Origin of the sequence: Shewanella sp. Pdp11, assembly GCF_002838165.1 — a bacterium.
GTDB lineage: Bacteria > Pseudomonadota > Gammaproteobacteria > Enterobacterales > Shewanellaceae > Shewanella > Shewanella hafniensis.
Genome location: NZ_CP015194.1, coordinates 2,818,137 through 2,838,240, shown reverse-complemented (window position 1 = coordinate 2,838,240; position 20,104 = coordinate 2,818,137). Strand labels below are relative to the sequence as shown.

Here is a 20,104-nt window from a genome sequence, read left to right as displayed (position 1 = left end):
ACACAGGTCTGACCACAAACTATAATTGTGATCGCAATCAACAAAACACTCTATGACCTGTGGTTGGCACTCGGTCATATTTAAGGAGAATTACAGTGACTACCCTACTTTGGATCATCGCCATGATCTTAGTGCTAGGAGCCCTAGCTTACCTTCGGGTATCTTTGCTCACTGCCACTATTGCAGCCGCTGTTGTGATGACAGCAGGATGGACACTCGATGTTGTCGGCCCTATCTCTTGGATCGTTTTCCTTGTGGTAGCCTTGCCGTTAAATATCAGTGCATTTAGACAAAATGTGATCAGTCGCCCACTGATGAAGGTTTATCGCGGCATCATGCCGGAAATGTCTTCAACTGAGAAAGAAGCGATTGAAGCCGGCACCACTTGGTGGGAAGCCGATCTGTTTGCGGGTAACCCGAACTGGAAAAAACTGCATAACTACCCAGTTGCGCGTTTAAGCGCTGACGAACAGGCCTTCCTCGATGGCCCTGTTGAAGAAGTGTGCCGCATGGTGAATCAACACCAAGTATCACATCAACTGGCTGATTTACCCGCTGAAGTATGGCAATACCTGAAAGATCACGGCTTCTTCGCCATGATCATTAAGAAAAAATACGGCGGTTTAGAATATTCGGCTTATGCCCAATCTCGTGTGTTACAAAAACTGGCGGGATTAAGCAGCGAGTTGGCTTCAACTGTTGGCGTGCCTAATTCTTTAGGCCCTGGAGAGCTGCTGCAACATTACGGCACCCCAGAGCAACAAAACCATTATTTACCGCGTTTAGCCAAAGGGTTAGAAGTGCCTTGTTTCGCACTGACCAGCCCAGAAGCTGGTAGCGATGCAGGCTCGATTCCTGACTTTGGTATCGTGTGTAAAGGCCAATGGGAAGGTGAAGAAGTTCTGGGGATGAAGCTGACTTGGAACAAACGTTACATCACCTTAGCGCCTGTCGCGACAGTATTAGGCCTCGCCTTTAAACTGCGCGATCCAGAGCATCTACTTGGCGATAAAGAAGAACTCGGCATCACTTGTGCATTGATCCCTACCGATGTGGAAGGGGTTGAAACCGGTCGTCGTCACTTCCCGCTCAACTGCATGTTCCAAAACGGTCCGACTCGCGGCAACGAAGTATTTGTGCCATTAAGCTTCATCATTGGTGGCCCGAAAATGGCTGGTCAAGGCTGGCGTATGCTGGTGGAATGTTTATCAGTGGGTCGTGGTATCACGCTGCCATCAAACTCAGCAGGTGGTGTGAAAACTGCAGCGCTGGCAACAGGTGCTTATGCTCGCATTCGTCGTCAGTTCAAATTGCCTATCGGTAAGCTTGAAGGTATTGAAGAGCCAATGGCACGCATCGGCGGTAACGCTTATCTGATGGATGCGGTAACCACGTTGACCACTACAGGTATCGACTTAGGTGAAAAACCGTCGGTTATCTCTGCGATTGTAAAATATCACCTGACAGACAGAATGCAGAAATGCGTTATCGATGCCATGGATATTCACGGTGGTAAAGGCGTGTGTCTTGGCCCCAACAACTATTTAGGTCGTGGCTACCAAGCTGCGCCTATCGCGATTACCGTTGAAGGCGCAAACATCCTGACACGTTCTATGATCATCTACGGCCAAGGCGCAATTCGTTGCCATCCTTACGTACTGGCAGAAATGGAGTCAGCATTTGATACCGAATCGGGTCAAGGTTTAGCTAACTTCGATGCAGCCATCTTTGGCCACATTGGTTTTGCGACCAGTAACTTCATTCGTAGCTTCTGGTTAGGTCTGACATCAAGCCGTTTCTCTAACGCGCCTTATTCAGATAAAACCAAACGTTATTATCAACAGATGAACCGTTTCAGTGCCAACCTTGCCTTGCTCTCTGACTTAGCCATGGCAACCTTGGGCGGCAACCTTAAACGTAAAGAACGTATCTCTGCCCGTTTAGGTGACTTACTGAGCCAACTGTATCTGGCATCTGCCACGCTAAAGCGCTATGAAGATGAAGGCCGCCAAACCGACGACTTACCATTAGTGCAATGGGCGGTTGAAGATGCGCTGTACAAGTTACAAGCCTCGTTAGACGATTTGCTGGATAACTTCCCTATGGGTCTTGGCGGCGCATTACGCGTGGTGATGTTCCCATTCGGTCGTCCACTGAAACGCCCAAGCGATGTGTTAGACCATAAAGTTGCTAAGATCATGCAAACACCGTGTGAAAGCCGTGACCGTCTAGGTAAAGGCCAGTTCTGGACTAACTCTGAGCACAATGCTGTGGGGATCCAAGAACAAACGCTACTTGACATCATCGCGTCTGAACCGCTACATGACAAAGTCTGTAAAGCGAGCGGTAAACGTCTACCCTTCATGTGGTTAGATAAAGTTGCCGCTGAAGGTAAAGCACTGGGCGTGCTGAGCGACGATGAAGTTAGCTTGCTAGAAAGAGCGGAAATCGGTCGTATGAAGTCAATCAACGTTGATGACTTTGACCCAGCTGAACTGCGTCCTGAAGTGGTTTCTACCACTTCACAGGAACGCGCAGCGTAATCCATTTAGTAAGATTTAAACCCACAAAAAAGGAGGCTAATCAGCCTCCTTTTTTAATGCCTTGACCCAATGACAATTCAAACTACTCCATCACTGAGTGGAGTCTAACACCAATCACAGCCTAGGTTAACTCTTCGCTAAAGTCTCATCTGCAGCTTGAAGTGGATCAGCGGTATTATCCTCAATAGCCACTTTAGCTTCAGCCTGTACAAGCCTTAATTGTTCAGCCTCTTCATCCGCTTTTATCTTCGCTAAAGCAGCTTCTGCTACGGCTTTCTCTTGGGCTTCTTGTGCTTCTCGTTCTGCAATCGCTTGCTGTACTTTGGCTTCTTCTAAGGCTTCAATCGGTAGCAGGCTAATGAGCTCAATACCATTCGGGAATACAGTATCGTTGCCAGACACTACAACGACCTTACCTTCCTTGGTTAAATAAACCAGTGGCATAGCCGTTTCACCGTAACGCTTACGGAAATGCTCAAAGCTGAAGTTTTCGGTTAAATTGGTCACTTTAAGCTGAGCGCCTCTCGCCATTAGGCTTGCTATCTTGGCATAGGACACGGCATCACCAAACAGACATAAACGCTGCTTATAACTTTCTGAGAGCTGGTGGCGCGCACTGCCGACTTCGGTATTATTTAAGCCAAAGACCTTCTTAGTGCCAAAGAAATCTTGAAAATGGAAACTCACTAAAGGGTTCAATTGTCGATAAGGCGAAATGATCAACACGCGGCCAATCCCCGTTAAATCCATATAGGTTTCAGCATGTTCCGATGCGGGATTACCAAAATACACTGGGATATTATCCATGCGTGCGAGGCGTATGTTATCCCAGTTATTATCAGCCAATAGCACTTTGATATCCTTGGCTTTTAAGATTTTAGCTAACTCACGGGAAAATTTAGAAGCACCGAAAATCAATAAACCTTGGGCAGAATCGGCTTTGACACCGAGGAATCGCGCCCAACGTCCCGCGGTTAAACTTTGGATAACGACCGTGCCGATAATAATTAAAAACACTAAGGGCACAATCGCATCAGCGCCCTGCACATTGTTGGCTTCTAACTTAATCGCAAACAATGACGATACCGCGGCAGCGACTATGCCTCGCGGTGCAATCCAGCATAAAAACCACTTATCAGCCCTCGATAAAGAGGTGCCTATACCAGAAACCCAAATACTCAGTGGCCGTGCTAGCAACATAGTGACCGCTAAAACGCCCAGTCCACCCCAACCTAAGTCGAGCATGGCATTAGAATCTAATCGCGCCGCCAATAAAATAAACAGTGCCGAAATCAACAGTACGGTTAAGGTTTCTTTAAATTCGAGGATTTCAGCAATATCCACACCGCGCATATTGGCAAGCCAAATGCCCATAACGGTCACAGTCAGTAAACCCGACTCTTCCTGTAATAGGTTAGAGCCGACAAAGATACCCAGCATTAAGGTCAAGACGGCGGTATTGCGCAAATAATGTGGTAACAGGTTGCGTCTTAATATTTGCCCTGTGAGGTAACCTGCCGCAGCGCCGAGCCCTAATCCTAGCGAAAGCATAGAGCCTAATGCATAGAGCACATGTGTCGTGGGATCGCCTGAAACAGTTATGTATTCAAAAACTAATACCGCCAGCAATGCGCCTATGGGGTCGATAACTATGCCTTCCCAGCGCAAAATACTGGCAAGTTGGGATTTAGGGCGCACACTTCTAAGCATAGGCACGATAACCGTCGGTCCCGTCACCACCACTAATGCGCCAAAGAGGAGTGCTATTTCCCAACTAAAATCGAGTAAATAAAAGGTGGCCGTGCTGATACAAGCCCAAGTTATCACTGTTCCTATGGTCACAAGATGCGTCACCATACGACCATGATCTTTGATTTCTTTAAAGTTGAGGGTCAAAGCGCCCTCAAACAAAATTACGGCAACGCCGAGAGAAATGATCGGAAAGAGTAAATTGCCAAAAATCGCATCAGGATTGAGGAAACCAAGTCCGGGGCCGAGGGTGAGTCCACAGAGCAGTAAGGGCAAAATTGCCGGTAAGCGTAGTTTCCAACCAAGCCATTGACAAAAAAGCGATAACACTCCAATCAGCGCTAACATACCCGTAATTTGTTCAACCATAAAAAATCCTTTAGGTGAGGAAAACAATGAGCTCGCATTATCTTGAATGAAATAGATGACATGAGCATGATAAAGGCTCGGGAATTATCTATTTCGCTTAACAATAGCAGCAAATGCATAAACGCTATAAAGTTTATCGAAGACTGCATGACCTAAGTGAAACCAAGGCGCAACAGCGATGGACTGCAAGCTGCAGCGATTTTATGCTGCAATTATTTGATGGAAAAGATAGAAATAAAAAGGCCTTACATTGCTGTAAGGCCTTTTTATTAATTTGGCGGAGCGGACGGGACTCGAACCCGCGCCCCCCGGCGTGACAGGCCGGTATTCTAACCAACTGAACTACCGCTCCAAATTCTTCCATATCTAATATCTGACGAGTTTTAAACCCGCTAACCTCAGCGTGACAGGCCGCTGAAGCTAATACAGAAATACGATAATCAAACTGACTTATTAAGGCTTCTGCTTAAGATGCGAAGAATAATACGGTCGAGCCCTGCGGGCGTCAACCGTTTTTTTACTTATATTTTTCATTTGATTAAAAAAAAACCAAATCAATAGTTGAGCTTGATTTATGTCCCAAATATCGCTGAAACGCCGCAGTTCAAAGTGATTAATCAAACACATTAAGTGACTGCGAACTATCGGTCTTTATCCGCTTCATCTGGCATAGTGAGATCGATTTCATCTAACGAAGGCGCTGCAGCTGAATTCGCCGATGCTTCCTCCAATAAACGTGACTCAGCGGCAGCTAAGGCCTGCGCTAGACTTTGGCGTTTACGCCACACAATTAATCCCACCACGCCCAAGACTAATAAGATAGTGTTGATTGTGATGATCCAAAACATCGCATCTTTCTTTGCAAGTTCTTCTTCCTCTGCCGCTTTTTGTGCAGCAACAGCAGCTAACTCTTCGGCGCTCGGTGGTGGCTCTGGTGGCTGAATTAAGTTGAAAAATAGCTCAGGTAAATCCAGCACAATTTCTCGACCGGTAATCGTTGTCGTCGCTACAAAACCTTTAATACGATAACTACCAAACTCAGTCACAGTCGGTAAATCTAATTCAGAGTCCGGCTCAGTAAGGCCATTCACCGTTAAAGGCAGTTGTAAGCCAGCAGGACCCACCAACTCAAAGGAAAAATGCGTCTCAGCCAGTTGCAGCACAGCACTATCGACGTGCAACATGATCTTCCATTGCCCTGTTAACGGATCGTCTGGGGTAATGACTTCTAAATTAATTGGCCGCGGTGATAATCTAAACGGGAATGAAATCTGCCGCTCAAACACATTATTACGTGCCTGCACCACAAACTCATAATCACCCCAAGGCTGCTTTATATTGATATTGCTGGTAAATACACCATCGTCGGGTTTTTCATCGTAATCTTCACCATTGTCTTTATAGGAACCAACAATAATGTCACCCGCGGCAAAGTTTTCATCGCCCGACTTATGTTTACTCACAAAATGTGCAGTCCATTCGACTAAATAATCTAACCCAGGCATACGCACACGCTGCTCGTCACCCATTAGCTGCGCGACAATTTTAACTTGTTCACCTTGGAAGATTGGCTGTGGTAAAGGCTGGACTTCTATTTCGAGTTTAGAGAGCTTCTTAAGGGTTGAACCTGCGACAACCTTGCCCACCAACTGCCAAGGTCCGGGCTGTGGTGACTCAATGTAAATAATATCGCCCGTTATACCATCAACCCACTTAACGGTTGCTGGATGACGATTGGCGTACCATTTACTGCCATCGGGTAACACTATGACCACAGGCGCAGAGCCATATTCACGCTCCACTAATAAAGTCATGTTATCGACCATATGATCAATACGAAAACGGTTTTTAAGCTCTGAGGCCGTCTCCAATCCTACAATCGGGGCAGCCTTAGGCGACTTAACAACTTTTTGGGCAGGCTCTTGGTCGGCGGCCAATACAGACGTCACACTCACAAGCGGTGTAGTGACAGCAAGGCAAAGCGCTAAAATAAGTTTATGGCACGACATCGGCATAATGATTTTTCTATCCTCTCCAGAGGCATTTACCTGATTTTGCGACTAAATCAAGGCGTTGTTCATGCATAGTCAATTCATCGGCCGATGCGCCGATCACTTTAAGATTAAGTGATTGCGGATCAAAACGTTGGATCCCCCCCGCTTCCTGCCCCGCTTCTTCGTTAGACAAATTAAACTTTGTCTGGCCGCCTGTCATGATCAAATAAACATCGGCGAGGATCTCGGCATCGAGTAAAGCGCCGTGGTACTCGCGGCGAGACGTATCCACACCGTAACGCTTACAGAGAGCGTCGAGATTGTTTTTCTGGCCGGGATGCAGGAACTTAGCAATTTCTAAGGTATCGAGGATCTGACAAATATCAGCGGTTTTCGGTCCACGCGGCTGCAACAGTGAAAACTCATGATCCATGAAGCTCACGTCGAAGTTCGCGTTATGGGCGACGATTTCTGCACCGTCGATAAAGTTAATAAATTCTTGGGCAACTTGATGAAAACGCGGTTCTTTAGAAACACGCTCATCAGTAATACCGTGAACGGCGATGGCTTCAGGATCGATTGCTTGCCCAGGATTGATATATTGGTGGTAATAACGTCCCGTCAAACGACGGTTCACCACTTCCACGCAACCTATCTCGATGATCCTATGGCCTAAATAAATGGCGCCGCTGCCCTGGTTCATACCTGTGGTTTCGGTGTCCAAAATAACCTGACGGCTAGCATTAGAGATAATATTCATGTTTTTATGCGCTTCTTATGACAATTTTTGGTTATACTCGGCCGAAATTCCCGGCTATGGTAACAATTTGATGACTGAACTAAAACTGATCCACATCTTCACCGACGGTTCTTGCTTAGGCAATCCCGGTCCTGGCGGCTATGGCATTGTAATGAATTATAAAGGCCATACAAAGGAGATGTCCGACGGTTTTGCGCTCACGACCAATAATCGCATGGAATTATTAGCTCCCATCATAGCGTTAGAAAGCTTGAAAGAGCCTTGCCAAGTCGTGCTCACCAGCGACAGCCAATATATGCGCCAAGGCATAATGACGTGGATCCATGGCTGGAAGAAAAAAGGCTGGATGACCTCAAACCGTACCCCAGTCAAAAACGTTGATCTATGGAAACGATTAGATAAAGCCTCACAGATGCACACTATCGACTGGCAATGGGTTAAAGGCCACGCAGGACACGCCGAAAACGAACGTTGCGACGTGTTAGCTCGCACTGCGGCAGAATCTAAACCAACCCAACCCGACTTAGGCTACCAGCCTTAACTCTGTGGCCCTTACTTAAACGAGCTAAGTTTGAACAACCCCAGTTCATACGAGCTAAATTCGAAAGTAAGTTAGAAAACTGAATTAGAAAAGTGAATTAGAAAAGTGAATTAGAAAAGTGAGTTCGATGCCATCACGCCTAAGCTAAATACTGAGGCGTGATGATTTATTTCGCGATTAATCTCACCGTTTAAGCCCACCGTCAACTTTAACCTTTTAAACAAATCGCTTAGGCTTACTGTTTACAAGGGCCATTGCTATAAAAAAGTTTATTTAACTTCCACACCTGCGATATTGAAAAAATTCTCACAAAACTGCACAAAAGCTTGACCTAAGGATGTCGCCTGACGGCTCTTATGGGTGATACGATAAAACTGCCGCTCCAGCACTAATCCCTCAATCGTGACTAATGCTAACTCTTTGCGGCTGATTTCTTTCTCTAGCGCCAGCTCAGATAACACCCCAAGCCCAGCACCTTGTTTCACCGCCTGTTTAATTGCATCCGGCGTAGTAAAGCAGAACTTAGCTTCTGGCTGCATATCCAACTCATTGGCAGCATTGACAAAATACTCACGAGTGCCCGAGCCTTCTTCACGTAGCACCCAAGACTGGCCTCTCACTTTCGCCGGTTTAACGACTTTCCCTGCTAGAGGATGCGCCGGATGGCAAAACACCAGTAATCTATCCTTATGCCATGCCTCGACACTCAAACGATTGTCAGTGCAATGGCCTTCAATAAAACCCATTTCTGAGCGGAACTGCGCAACCGCTTGGATCACATCTTGAGTATTAGTAATCGCCACATCCACATGAGTTTGAGTATGTTGCTGACAAAATGCCACTGCGGCTTTCGCCATCAAATAGTTACCTATGGTTGAACTGGCACTGATACTTAACCGCCCAACCAAATCGCCGCCATGGTAGGTAAATGCCTGCTCAATTTGCTCGACACGGTGCAATAAATCCGTCGCCAGTGGCAACAATAAATTACCCTGCGAGTTCAGCTGTAATCGATTACCAATGCGCTCGAATAAGCGGGCATTGAGCTGTTTTTCTAACTCTGCCAAGGCCATAGAAGTGGCAGGTGGTGATAAATTAACTTGCTCCGCCGCCTTTGCGACTTGGCCGCTACGCGCCACAGCCTCAAATACCGCCAGTTGTCTTAGGGTGATCCGCATATAAAAACCTGTACTTAAAATAAAAAAGGCTTATCCGTTTTTCGAATGCTTTGATAAATGCCCTGAACGTCCCGCGGTCGGTGCCGTGGTCCAATTTGTCTGCCGCACCTTACGTTTATCGCGGATAGGCGTGAGTGGCGACTCAAGTTTGCGTGCCACAATCAAATACAAACTGCCCGCGCTAGGCAGCCATGACGCTAAACTCTGTTGAAAAAATTTGCCTTGGGTGAAATCGCCCATTAAAGGGTGATAGACCAAACGTTCATCGCCCACCACTTGATAACCCAATAAACCTAACCAATCTCGCACCCTTGATGGCATAAAGAAGCGGCCATTCCATGGGAGACAATCCTGATACTTAGGCCACAACTTACCCAAAAATACCGGACTCAAGGGATTAAAACCAATGATAAAAAGATAACCTCCGGCGATGAGTACCCTGTCGGTTTCGCGAAGAATACGGTAAGGATCGGATTCAAATTCGAGTAATAGACTCATGACCACCGCATCTATCGCCGCATTTTGCAGGGGTAAATGGCAAAAATCACCTTCAATTGAGGCGCCTTGAGATGACGAGAGTGAAAAATGATGGGCCACTGGCGATGCCATACTCGATAATTCGGCACTCAAAGGTCCTAACTTTAACAAATGATAACCAAAGACTCTTGGCCACCAATCCTCAAGCTGCTTAGCAACGGCTTGTTGAAGCGCTTCACCATTGGGCAAGTCGCTCCATTGTTCGGGTTTGAGCTCAGTACTAAAATGCGACACAGAGTTCCTCCGTTAGCTTGGTAGACAAGTATCCAATTGGGTCAAAAATTACTACCATTTTGCCACAGGGCAAAAGCGGCAAAGGTCGCCAAAGGCTGTTCACTTATGGATAATACCTTTATCTTCAAATTGAAATACAGACATAGGCAGTTCTATGCTCACTATAACAGCGATTAAAGCCTTTAATGACAATTATATCTGGGTGTTACAACAACAGCCGCAAACACAGGTTTATGTTGTCGATCCCGGTGATGCGAATGTAGTTATTGACTATCTAGAGGCCAATCAACTCACGCTAGCGGGCATTTTACTGACCCACCACCACAATGACCATACGGGTGGCGTCGCTGAACTTCAAGCCTACAGTCAAGACAGGCTCACGGTCTTTGGCCCAGACAATGAGAAGATTAAAGGCATCACCCATCCACTGCACGCAGCAGCGCAGCCCAGATTAACACTCGACTATATGAGTAGCGAGCTGCAAGTTTTAGCTGTTCCAGGGCACACAGCAGGACATATTGCCTACGTTATTGAAGATGCCTTGTTTTGTGGTGACACCCTCTTTAGCGGTGGCTGCGGACGCTTATTTGAAGGGACGCCAGCGCAAATGCTCGACTCATTGCAGCAACTTGCCAAGCTTCCCGCCGACACTCGGGTGTATTGTGCCCATGAGTACACACTTTCAAACCTCAAATTTGCCCTCGCGGTCAATCCCAACAATCGCGCGCTACAAGACTATAACGAACGCGCCATACAGCTGCGGCGCCAAGAGAAAGCGACTATCCCCTCCACCATCGCCTTAGAACGCGCCATTAATCCGTTTCTACGCGCCAACGATATTGAGATTATCGACAGCATAAAACAGCATTTTAGCGATCTAAATCATGCCAATTTAGACGAACTTAGCAGTTTTACCCTGCTCAGACAGTGGAAAGATAATTTTTGATCACAAAAGCAATATTGTAGATTGAAATTTAAACAGTTTTTCTCATTTTTGATGATGTAAATCAAAAATGGCCTTACATTATGTACGATAATTAAGGGACAAGATCGAAAAGATCCCATAGAATGGCTCGTTTTGCGTGAAAACTTTGCGCGCTGCGTCGTCTTTATCTTCATATAAAACATACTGTTAATATAAAGAAAAGCTATGCACTAACAGAGGACTACCGTTTTCAATGAGAGTATCACTTTATGTTGTTGTAGGGGGATTTGCCCTACTCACAGGTTGTCAAACATTAGACAACCATGGCGTTAATCAGACAGAAGTTGAAGCCGTCACAACCGAAAATACAGTCCCAGAATATTACCTCGCAACCGAGGCTCCGTCGGCGCAAATTACCGATGTGTGGGAGCGAATTCGTCAAGGTATGCAGTTACCGGTTCCCGATCAAAAATTGGTGAATCAATATCGCGATTGGTACATCAAAAATCCGCAGCATCTAGAGATCATCTCAGAGCGTGCTGCACCTTACATGTACTTGATCGTTGAAGAGCTTGAAAAGCGCCATCTTCCTATTGAGATAGCTTTATTACCTATTATTGAAAGCGCCTTTGATCCATCGGCGTCTTCGGCCAGTGCGGCATCGGGTTTGTGGCAATTCACCACGCCAATGGCCAGCCATTTCGGTTTAGAAATGAACTGGTGGTACGACGGTCGCCGTGATGTGCCCGCTTCAACAACAGCGGCGCTCGACATGTTGGAATATCTCTACGATAAAACCAATAACAATTGGCTTTATGCCATTGCAGCCTATAACTCGGGTGAATCTCGGGTGCTCAATGCGATTAAACGAAATGAGAAAAAAGGCTTAAAAACCGACTTTTGGTCATTGGATTTACCCAGTGAAACCGAACGCTACGTGCCACAATTGCTGGCGCTGGCTGAAGTCATTAAACACGCCGATGAATATGGCATCACTTTAGCGCCAATTGACAACAACCCTACAATTGAAGTGGTTGATATTGATAGCCAAATTGATTTAGCCATGGCGGCAGGTTTGGCCAATATGACTACGCTTGAGCTACAAAAACTCAATCCAGGTTATAACCGTTGGGCCACTTCGCCACTGGGGCCGCACACTTTAGTATTACCGATTGATAAATCGGAAGAATTTAAGAAAGCGCTCGCCGAAACAGAAACCGAGGATAGGATCAGTTGGCTACGTTACACGATCAAATCCGGTGACAGTATTGGCAAGATTGCGAAGCAGCACCACACGACAATTAATGCAATTCGCGCCGCTAACGGTATGAAAAACAATACCATAGTTGCTGGTAAGCATTTAATTATCCCTGTCGATGCACAAGACAAACAGCTCTATGCCCTGTCGACTCAGCAACAATTGCCAAAGAAATCGCACGCTGCGGCTGAAGCGACAAAAATTGCCTATCAGGTTAAGTCTGGTGACACACTTTCTGAAATCGCCCAAGCCCACAAAGTGACAGTGAAACAACTTAGCGTTTGGAACAAGTTAGGTAAGAGTGACAAGCTACAAAACGGTCAAAAACTGGTGATTTTAGCGCCAAAGAATCTTGAGCAAACAGCGCAAATTCGCACTGTGAGTTACAAGGTTAAATCAGGAGATTCCCTCGCCCGTATCGCCAGCAAATTTAACGTGACTGTTGCAGAGCTATTGGAGTGGAATAGCCTAGCGCAATCACAATATTTGCAACCAGGGCAAGTGATCAAATTAGTCGTCGATGAAAGTAAGTTGAGCGCGTAAAACTAAGCAGGCACAGAGTTCGAGCTGATTAATGCTCTAAAGCGTCAGCAAGTTTGAGCCACAGATAACAAAAAGGCAGCAACCCTATCGGATTGCTGCCTTTTTCTATTAAGGGCCTTTTCAATTATGAGAACCGGCGTTATTCCATTATCAGTAATAAGACAACGGGCGCCATAACAACGGCATCAGACTCTAATGCCTTAGCAGCAAAATGCGCTTCTAAACGAGCACCATCTGCAGGTATACCAGCAAACGCTTTGGGCGGAATGCTAAAGGAAGTAGTGATCACCTTTCCCGCTGCCAATTGGCTATCGCGTAGCGCTTGGGTAAACATCATATCATCAGACCATGCCCACAGACGTTTGCCCTCCTGCGTTACCAGCCATAAATCCGCTGTCATGCCTGAATTATATCGAAGGCCGACGGCATAGGTTTGTGGATTGGTCACAGTCAACGTTGCCTTAACTGGCTGCTTGAAATCCACAAACGGCTCTAAGGCTAACTCACCGCGAAGCAGTCCTGACGTAGCATCAGTCGTCATAGGTTCAACCTTTAATGTCGGCGTACTTTTAAGGCCTGAAACATCGAGCGCCAGATCGGCAGCGCGAACGATCTCAGGCTGAACCGCCGCGGCTGTTGTCGTCTCGCCCTTAGTAGACGAACTCGTATCAGCGGCTTCAGGCGCAGAGCAAGCAACCAGTTGCCCTCCGACAAAAGCACTCGCGCCAACAAGCAATGCGTAGCGCATTGGAGCAACCATTAGAAACCTCCTAGTTTTTTCAGTAAGGAGTCTTTTAATTTTTCCTTAGCTTTGTCGGTTTCTTCTTTTAACTGATTATTCAGTAACGCTTGAGTATCCAAGGCATATTCAGGTTTTTGGAAAGTCCCGGTAATCGCCAACGGAATGTCAATTCCCGCCAGCGCATCTTTGTCGCTACCGCCCTGACCTTTTAATGAATTCACTAGGCTAGTCGTTAATCGGTAGTCTAAGGCTTCAGTCAATATATTCGCCGTGCCTTTGCCCGCCAAACGCAATAAAGGTGAAGACATGGCAAGATCTGGATTAGTGGCAACGCCGTTATCCAGCAAGAAACTGCCACTCAGACTCGAGAAATCGGTTTTGCGTTCTTCCTTGGTTTCTGGCGATAAGTCGCCCTTTAACTTAGCTTGGGCACTGCGGATCATCTGCGGAATGTTAACCCCGTACAAAGCCCCGTCGTTAATATCGAAATGACCATTAGCTAATAGATTTTTCTTTAACTGCTCAGGGATCAAACTCTTACCTTTACCCTTCACATCAAAGTTGGCCGTGCCTGCCAGTAAATCCACATCCGCCGCATCTTTCAGCAAAGGACGAATTTGTACACCCGTCACTTTCTTATCAAATTGATAACTGGCCACCGCTTGACGCGCATCAACCTGAGCGCTCACCAGTAATTGACCTTGGTATAAATCCGCATTCAATTTGGTTAAATCTAACACGCCATTTTTAATCCCCACGTCCATCAACCAATTTTGAGTCGACAGATTCGCGACCTTGATAGACTTAACGGTCAACTTGAGTTTTACATCAAGCTGCTTAAGAGCCGATAAATCAGGCTCAACCGCTTGAGTGCTAGCAGCGGGTGCTTGTTCTGTTACGGCAGCGGTCTCCGTTTTAGGTAACAGCGTATCTAAATCGATATCGCCGACTTGAAAATCAGCATTGATTCGCGGAATTTTTGTGGCGTAATTCACACCAACTTTACCCGCAGCGGTAATGCTCGCCGCGGTAAGCTGCGCAATATCGACAGATAATTGCTGTTTATCCAATGCGATTTGAGTCGCTAAGCTAATCGATGTTTCGAGTTTCTTATTGGGAATACTCTCACCTTCCACCACAGTGTCAATTTTGAGTCCATTGACGACGAGTTGCGTCAAGTCTCGGCTTAGTTTTAGTTCACCTTTGCCTTCGCTACTTATCGTCATATCCGGCATGGTTGCACTAAATTCAAAGGCGATGGGCGCAAATGTATCTAAAGTAAACTCACCGAAGGTGAAGCTTTTTAAGCTAAAGACTTGAGTTTGCTTTTTCGCTTCATCAATCATATTAATTTGAGTATTGGTGATTGAAACACCGCCAATATTAATATCGTTCAGTTTGGCATTTGAGGACGTTTCGGTCGCTGGAGTTGCGGCTTGTTTGCTATTATCACCACTTAATCCATCAAAACTGCTAGTGCCATTCTTGCGAGTCACGAAATTAATGGTTGCGCCATCGAGACTCAATTCGGCAATTTCAATTTTCTGACTAAACAATGGCATCAACGCCACTTCGGCAACGGCTTTGTTGACTTCTAACATAGCCTTAGGGGTAAATCCCTCTGGATTAGATAAAGACACGCCGCCTAAATTAATGCCGATAACAGGAAAAAAGGTCCAAGATAAATCGTCTGTTATGACTAATTCACGACCCGTTTGTTTTTTCACGACATCAACTATTTCAGGTTTAAAATCATTAGGGTCGAAAAATACGGTGAGATAAACGGTGACTAAAAGAATGAGCGTCACCACTAAGGCCAAGAGCCACTTAATGAATTTCATACAAATATCCTTATCAAAAACAACTTGAATTTAAAGCGACTAATTCATTTAAAAATGTTAATTTAAAAATGTTAATTTAAAAATGCAAAGTTCAACATCTCATCACTTACTGCAATACCATTTTCATCGGCATACAGCATCATACCGGGCTTAACCATTACGCCGCCCATATCGACAGCAACATTAATTTGGCCTTGATCTAACTTCTCGGTTTTTATCGGCATGGCACCTAAGGCATAAACACCTAAACTAAAAGTATTTAATCGGGCCACATCACGAACACACCCATTGATCACTATCCCTTGCCAACCATTATCTAGCGCGCTTTGCGCGATAAGATCGCCTAACAAGGCGCGGCGCAGAGAGCCTCCCCCATCGACAACCAAAACTTTACCATGCCCATCCTGTGCAAGTATTTCTTTTACCTTAGAATTATCTTCAAAACACTTGACTGTGACTATCTCGCCCCAAAACAGCCGCTTAGCGCCATAGGGTTTAAATGCGAGGGGAAGTAACTGTAATTTAGACGGATAGTGGTCAAATAAATCTGGTAGTAGATCAAGCATTTGAATCTCCATAATAGCCTATCACTTTAGACTAACCATAATTGTAGACCCCGACAAGGGCAAAGCCAAAATCAGCATTTTTTATTTAATTTTAACCAGCAAACGCTTGGTGTATATTGGCATAGGCACTATAATCTGCGATAGTTAACGTCCTATGACACCTGTTAATGTTTCATAAGAATGTTTCATCAATCTGTTCTCACACCTCTTTGTTATAAAGCGAAAACCAAATGACTACTGATATTGATTTACAGAGCGCAATCGCGGCTCTTGATGAATATGGATATGATAAAAAAGTCTCAACGGATCTTGAGCAAGCACGTAACAAGCAACAAATGGGTAAATATATTAAATCCCTCGACTATAGTTTACGTCGATTATTGATATTACAAGAAACCGTTAACGAGCTCGTTGAAGAAAAGAAACATCAATTAGCCCAGCAAGAAAACATTCAAACCTACAAAACAAAAATCATAAACTTGTCGAGAGAATTTAACATTTCTTACGATGAAGTCCTAGCGCTAATGGCCGCATCTCAATCTAAAAATTAAACATAACGCTATCCGGTTATATTATTAAGCCGCCAAATTACTTGGCTAAAACTGCATATGCCATATAACTAAATATATAATTTTTAAGTTATATGGCAAAAGATTTTGCGGTTCACTATTTGCAATAGCGTTAATGATATTAGTCATCAGCAGTGTCAACTTAGCTTCAGATCCAACTCTCGTTTATGCCACAATTCAACCTAAAAAAGCAGAGCCTGAACTCTGCTAATTAATATTATGCATAAACTTATTTGTTTTGCATTAATTGACGAATGTACTTCACTGGCGCACTACCGTAACTTAAAAACTCCTCATGGAAAGTTTTAAGGTCAAAATCATTGCCTTGCGCTTTCTTATATTCTTCGCGGAAATCATAAATTTCTCGATAACCAGAATAGTAGCTCGTCAATTGCACTTGGCTAAGCGTCGCGCGGCGCCACTTGCCTTCTGCTTCTGCCTGCTGTTGGAAGGCTTCGTTCATCATCAGGGCGATAGCTTGCTCTTCAGTCATGCCTTTCACATGAATGCTGTAATCCAAAATAGTGTTACAGATAACGCGTAAATTCCACTTGTAGTACATCAACCACATTTCAGGCTCAAAGTTGCCATAGCCTTCTTCTAACATCATACGCTCGGTATAAACCGCCCAGCCTTCAACCATAGCGCCATTACCAAATAAACTCTTCACTAAACTTGGAGATTGATTAGAGTAAACGAGTTGAGTGTAGTGCCCTGGGATGGCTTCATGGATATTGAGGATTTGTAGGATCCAGTGATTATATTCACGCAAGTAACTCTCGGCGGACTCATCACTCATGCCATCAAGCGGCGTCACGTTATAATAAGTATTTCCTGATTTTTCATAAGGTCCCGGTGCACTAATTGAAGCGCCGGCATAACCGCGCATATATTCCGGCGTTTCACGGACGACCAGTGGTTTGTTAGGATCTAATGTCACTAAGTTTTTATTATTTACAAATTCAATTAACTCAGGAATTTGCTTACGCACTTCATTCACGAATTCATCGCGCTGAACATGTTTAGTTGATAATTGATCGATTAATTGACGAATAGCGAGCTTACTATCCGCAGGTTTTGGCGTAGTAAAATATTTAGGCCATAACTTATCGGTAATTTTTGCCATTTCCCCTTGAACACGGTCTTTATCGGCTACGGCTTTTTGATACAGCTGTTTCGCCGTCATGCCCGCTTGAATATCAAAGGCAAATTTTTGCTCGTATAGCTCCTCGCCAATTCTAAAACTACGGGCACCGTCTTTCTTGAGTTGAACCACTAATTTGTCTAACCAAGCGATATGGCCGTTAATTGCGGCAGTAGCGGCATCAAAACGTGTTTTAAATAACGCTTTTTCTGTAGCCGTCAGACCAGAATCGGCGACCTGTTTTAATAAGTCTTCGGAAAACACCGAAAATGCACCTTGGTTTTGCATCACGGCTAATTCAGTATGCTCCAATGTTGGCTGACTAATGTTTGCCTGCGCGGCAGCATAATAAGCCGGAACATTTTCTAACCGCGCCAATACCGAACGTAATCTGTCATTTAAAGGGGCAAAATTTTCATTGATGATTTGGGCAAAACCGCCCGATACATTATAACTTGAAGGATCCCACTGCCAAGATTTAAAACTGTCAATTTCCCATGCCATGCTGCCGAGTAAATTGTCGATCAGATGGTAATCAATCAGTTCATTCGGCGTGAGCGACTTTTGCTCGAACTGGGTCAATTTGGCTTGCTGCGCTTTCACAAACGCTAAGGTTTTCGCACGACCAGCCGCATCGGGGATTTCAAGATAGCCATCGTTAACATGCTTGCCACTGTATAAGGCCCAGGTCGGTGATAATTCCCACAGCGAATCAATAAAGGAGGCTGAAAATTGCTCAAATGATGGGGCTTTAACTTCAGGTGCAACCACAGGCTCGGTTTGACTGGTATGGGATTGACAACCAGCAAGGCCGGCTAGCGATAACACTATCGCAAGGGAAATAGCGGATTTTTTCATTATTATGAGTCCTTTGTTGATATTTATCAGGCATACAAAAATTACCTAAGTTAATCATATTGTCCCAATAATTGCAGCAGTGTTAGCCGTGAATACATCTACGGTTACAAAATTGTGAGTTATCGATATTTATGCCGCTTATCATTCGCTAATTCGAGGTAAACTTGCCACTTTGCCAAACGAACTCAGATAACGATAATCGCCAATTCTGTTTCACCTCCTGCTATAATATCGCCCTGCTCCGCTGTTAACGCGTTGGTGTAACAGCTTGCTTATACATTATTGACCTGACCCTTTACCTGAGACATTCAATGCCATTTTCCAAACTTGGATTAAGCGATCCGATTTTAAGAGCCATCACCGAGCTCGGCTATTCACAACCTACTCCGATCCAAGAAAAAGCCATTCCGGTGATCTTGAAAGGTAAAAACCTGCTGGCTGGCGCGCAAACGGGTACAGGTAAAACCGCCAGTTTTATGTTGCCAATACTGCAAATGTTCGCAGATATGCCGAAAATTCGGGCTAAACGCGTTCGCGCCTTGATCTTAACTCCAACCCGCGAATTGGCCGTTCAGGTTGAAGACAATATTGCCAAATACGCAAAATACCTGCCGCTGACCTCTATGGCCATGTATGGTGGCGTCGATGCCGCACCACAGAAACAACGTCTTATTGAAGGCGTCGATATTCTGGTAGCGACACCCGGTAGATTGCTCGATATGTACACCCAAAGAGCGATTCATTTCGATGAAATCTCGGTATTAGTCCTAGACGAAGCCGATAGAATGCTCGATATGGGATTTATCGAAGACATCAATAAGATCATCGAACGTCTGCCAACAGAACGCCAAAATCTGTTGTTTTCGGCAACCTTATCTAAGCAAGTGCGCTTTTTAGCGAAAACAGCGGTTGAAAACCCTGTCGAAATTGAAATTGCCCGCGACAGCGCAAACGCACCGCAAATCGACCAATGGTTGATCACTGTCGATAAAGACAAAAAGTCTGCCCTGTTAAGCAAGCTCATCACTGAGCAAACATGGGAACAGGCGCTGATTTTTATCCAGACTAAACAAGGCGCCGCCAAACTGGTCAGCCAACTCGAAAAACGCGGCATTGCCGCCGAAGCCATCCACAGTGGCCGCAGCCAAGCGGTACGCGAGCAGTTATTAGTCGATTTCAAATCCGGAAAACTGCGCTTTTTAGTCGCGACCGGCGTGGCTTCTCGCGGTATCGATATCGACGCCCTCACCCGCGTGGTCAACTATGATCTGCCCGACGAAGCCGATGATTACATTCATCGTATTGGCCGAACCGGTCGTGCAGGTGCCTGCGGCGAAGCTATCTCCTTTGTTTCTAAAGATGATTTTAGAAATCTGTGCGCTATCGAGCGCCGTTTAGGCCACCTCATTGTGCGTAAAGAAATTGAAGGCTTTGTGCCGAACAAAGAAGTGCCAGTTTCTATCCTCGACTTTGTGCCGAAAAATACCACGCCAAAAACCTTTAAAGCGCGCGCACCTGAGGCTAAAACCTCACGCCCCGCGAAAGAAGGCTCCTTTGAAACCGCCCATGCGAAAAAGCATCGCAGCGCGAAATCAAAGCCTGAGGCAAAAGCCACTGTAGCGCGGCCACAATCCACACAGGCTGAAAACAGTAGCGAGACTACGAGTCGCAGTGCACCCTTTAATCCGTGGAACAGCGGTTCTAAAACGAACTGATGGCCTAATACAAAGTCATGATCCCGTATAAAGTCATG

At 45.4% G+C, this 20,104-nt stretch carries 15 protein-coding genes and 1 tRNA gene; 6 read left to right on the top strand and 10 right to left on the bottom strand.

The genetic code is table 11. From position 1 onward, the window contains the following. Positions 1-95: 95 nt before the first annotated feature. Positions 96-2,543, top strand: coding sequence for an acyl-CoA dehydrogenase FadE (gene fadE / locus AYJ58_RS12565; RefSeq protein ID WP_106650383.1), 2,448 nt, complete (start codon positions 96-98; stop codon positions 2,541-2,543). A gap of 126 nt (positions 2,544-2,669) precedes the next feature. Here the strand turns inward: fadE and AYJ58_RS12560 are convergent, their stop codons facing one another. The 4 genes from AYJ58_RS12560 to dnaQ all read right to left on the bottom strand — a co-directional run bounded on the left by AYJ58_RS12560 (position 2,670) and on the right by dnaQ (position 7,415). Then, positions 2,670-4,661 (bottom strand): cation:proton antiporter domain-containing protein, encoded by a 1,992-nt coding sequence (locus AYJ58_RS12560; protein WP_198555447.1) that lies wholly within the window; start codon positions 4,659-4,661, stop codon positions 2,670-2,672. A gap of 275 nt (positions 4,662-4,936) precedes the next feature. Beyond that, a tRNA-Asp gene (locus AYJ58_RS12555) sits at positions 4,937-5,013 on the bottom strand. Positions 5,014-5,302: 289 nt separating this feature from the next. Then, a complete protein-coding gene (locus tag AYJ58_RS12550) occupies positions 5,303-6,676 on the bottom strand; it encodes a TIGR03503 family protein (protein WP_106650382.1) in 1,374 nt (457 codons plus the stop codon). Between the two features lie 10 nt (positions 6,677-6,686). After that, the gene (gene dnaQ / locus AYJ58_RS12545; RefSeq protein WP_106650381.1) at positions 6,687-7,415 is read right to left on the bottom strand and encodes a DNA polymerase III subunit epsilon; all 729 of its coding nucleotides are present in this window, start codon (positions 7,413-7,415) and stop codon (positions 6,687-6,689) included. A gap of 70 nt (positions 7,416-7,485) precedes the next feature. On the opposite strand from dnaQ, the gene rnhA reads away from it, so the two are divergent. Continuing rightward, complete coding sequence (gene rnhA, locus AYJ58_RS12540) at positions 7,486-7,956, top strand: ribonuclease HI (RefSeq protein ID WP_006081489.1); 471 nt, start codon at positions 7,486-7,488, stop codon at positions 7,954-7,956. Positions 7,957-8,225: 269 nt separating this feature from the next. Here the strand turns inward: rnhA and AYJ58_RS12535 are convergent, their stop codons facing one another. Together AYJ58_RS12535 and AYJ58_RS12530 are read right to left on the bottom strand one after the other, a co-directional pair. Then, positions 8,226-9,134 (bottom strand): LysR substrate-binding domain-containing protein, encoded by a 909-nt coding sequence (locus tag AYJ58_RS12535; protein ID WP_106650380.1) that lies wholly within the window; start codon positions 9,132-9,134, stop codon positions 8,226-8,228. 30 nt (positions 9,135-9,164) lie between these two features. Then, positions 9,165-9,905, bottom strand: coding sequence for a class I SAM-dependent methyltransferase (locus AYJ58_RS12530; RefSeq protein ID WP_106650379.1), 741 nt, complete (start codon positions 9,903-9,905; stop codon positions 9,165-9,167). A 154-nt stretch (positions 9,906-10,059) separates the two neighbouring features. Here AYJ58_RS12530 and gloB point away from each other — a divergent pair, with 154 nt between their 5' ends. Then, positions 10,060-10,851: a hydroxyacylglutathione hydrolase gene (gene gloB / locus AYJ58_RS12525; RefSeq protein WP_106650378.1), complete on the top strand. Its 792-nt coding sequence runs from the start codon at positions 10,060-10,062 to the stop codon at positions 10,849-10,851. 232 nt (positions 10,852-11,083) lie between these two features. Beyond that, positions 11,084-12,631: a LysM peptidoglycan-binding domain-containing protein gene (locus AYJ58_RS12520; RefSeq protein WP_106650377.1), complete on the top strand. Its 1,548-nt coding sequence runs from the start codon at positions 11,084-11,086 to the stop codon at positions 12,629-12,631. 139 nt (positions 12,632-12,770) lie between these two features. Here the strand turns inward: AYJ58_RS12520 and AYJ58_RS12515 are convergent, their stop codons facing one another. The 3 genes from AYJ58_RS12515 to AYJ58_RS12505 all read right to left on the bottom strand — a co-directional run bounded on the left by AYJ58_RS12515 (position 12,771) and on the right by AYJ58_RS12505 (position 15,780). Continuing rightward, positions 12,771-13,391, bottom strand: coding sequence for a BsuPI-related putative proteinase inhibitor (locus AYJ58_RS12515; RefSeq protein ID WP_106650376.1), 621 nt, complete (start codon positions 13,389-13,391; stop codon positions 12,771-12,773). Next, positions 13,391-15,214, bottom strand: a complete 1,824-nt coding sequence (locus AYJ58_RS12510; protein WP_106650375.1) for an AsmA family protein — start codon at positions 15,212-15,214, stop codon at positions 13,391-13,393. Before AYJ58_RS12510 ends, AYJ58_RS12515 begins: the two co-directional genes overlap by 1 nt. Before the next feature lie 71 nt (positions 15,215-15,285). After that, the gene (locus AYJ58_RS12505) at positions 15,286-15,780 is read right to left on the bottom strand and encodes a putative 4-hydroxy-4-methyl-2-oxoglutarate aldolase (RefSeq protein WP_106650374.1); all 495 of its coding nucleotides are present in this window, start codon (positions 15,778-15,780) and stop codon (positions 15,286-15,288) included. 230 nt (positions 15,781-16,010) lie between these two features. Here AYJ58_RS12505 and AYJ58_RS12500 point away from each other — a divergent pair, with 230 nt between their 5' ends. After that, on the top strand, positions 16,011-16,331 hold the full coding sequence (locus AYJ58_RS12500; RefSeq protein WP_106650373.1) for a hypothetical protein: 321 nt from the start codon (positions 16,011-16,013) through the stop codon (positions 16,329-16,331). 247 nt (positions 16,332-16,578) lie between these two features. On the opposite strand, the gene AYJ58_RS12495 is transcribed toward AYJ58_RS12500, so the two are convergent. Further along, positions 16,579-18,351, bottom strand: a complete 1,773-nt coding sequence (locus AYJ58_RS12495) for a DUF885 domain-containing protein (RefSeq protein WP_106650372.1) — start codon at positions 18,349-18,351, stop codon at positions 16,579-16,581. Positions 18,352-18,662: 311 nt separating this feature from the next. Here AYJ58_RS12495 and AYJ58_RS12490 point away from each other — a divergent pair, with 311 nt between their 5' ends. Then, on the top strand, positions 18,663-20,066 hold the full coding sequence (locus AYJ58_RS12490) for a DEAD/DEAH box helicase (RefSeq protein ID WP_106650371.1): 1,404 nt from the start codon (positions 18,663-18,665) through the stop codon (positions 20,064-20,066). Positions 20,067-20,104 lie beyond the last annotated feature (38 nt).

What these genes read in the sequence shown, in the direction of transcription:
- AYJ58_RS12560 (WP_198555447.1), bottom strand. Translation starts at nt 4,661, where the DNA reads ATGGTTGAACAAATTACGGGTATGTTAGCGCTGATTGGAGTGTTATCG.
- AYJ58_RS12550 (WP_106650382.1), bottom strand. Translation starts at nt 6,676, where the DNA reads ATGCCGATGTCGTGCCATAAACTTATTTTAGCGCTTTGCCTTGCTGTC.
- dnaQ (WP_106650381.1), bottom strand. Translation starts at nt 7,415, where the DNA reads ATGAATATTATCTCTAATGCTAGCCGTCAGGTTATTTTGGACACCGAA.
- rnhA (WP_006081489.1), top strand. Translation starts at nt 7,486, where the DNA reads ATGACTGAACTAAAACTGATCCACATCTTCACCGACGGTTCTTGCTTA.
- AYJ58_RS12535 (WP_106650380.1), bottom strand. Translation starts at nt 9,134, where the DNA reads ATGCGGATCACCCTAAGACAACTGGCGGTATTTGAGGCTGTGGCGCGT.
- gloB (WP_106650378.1), top strand. Translation starts at nt 10,060, where the DNA reads ATGCTCACTATAACAGCGATTAAAGCCTTTAATGACAATTATATCTGG.
- AYJ58_RS12520 (WP_106650377.1), top strand. Translation starts at nt 11,084, where the DNA reads ATGAGAGTATCACTTTATGTTGTTGTAGGGGGATTTGCCCTACTCACA.
- AYJ58_RS12515 (WP_106650376.1), bottom strand. Translation starts at nt 13,391, where the DNA reads ATGGTTGCTCCAATGCGCTACGCATTGCTTGTTGGCGCGAGTGCTTTT.
- AYJ58_RS12510 (WP_106650375.1), bottom strand. Translation starts at nt 15,214, where the DNA reads ATGAAATTCATTAAGTGGCTCTTGGCCTTAGTGGTGACGCTCATTCTT.
- AYJ58_RS12505 (WP_106650374.1), bottom strand. Translation starts at nt 15,780, where the DNA reads ATGCTTGATCTACTACCAGATTTATTTGACCACTATCCGTCTAAATTA.
- AYJ58_RS12500 (WP_106650373.1), top strand. Translation starts at nt 16,011, where the DNA reads ATGACTACTGATATTGATTTACAGAGCGCAATCGCGGCTCTTGATGAA.
- AYJ58_RS12495 (WP_106650372.1), bottom strand. Translation starts at nt 18,351, where the DNA reads ATGAAAAAATCCGCTATTTCCCTTGCGATAGTGTTATCGCTAGCCGGC.
- AYJ58_RS12490 (WP_106650371.1), top strand. Translation starts at nt 18,663, where the DNA reads ATGCCATTTTCCAAACTTGGATTAAGCGATCCGATTTTAAGAGCCATC.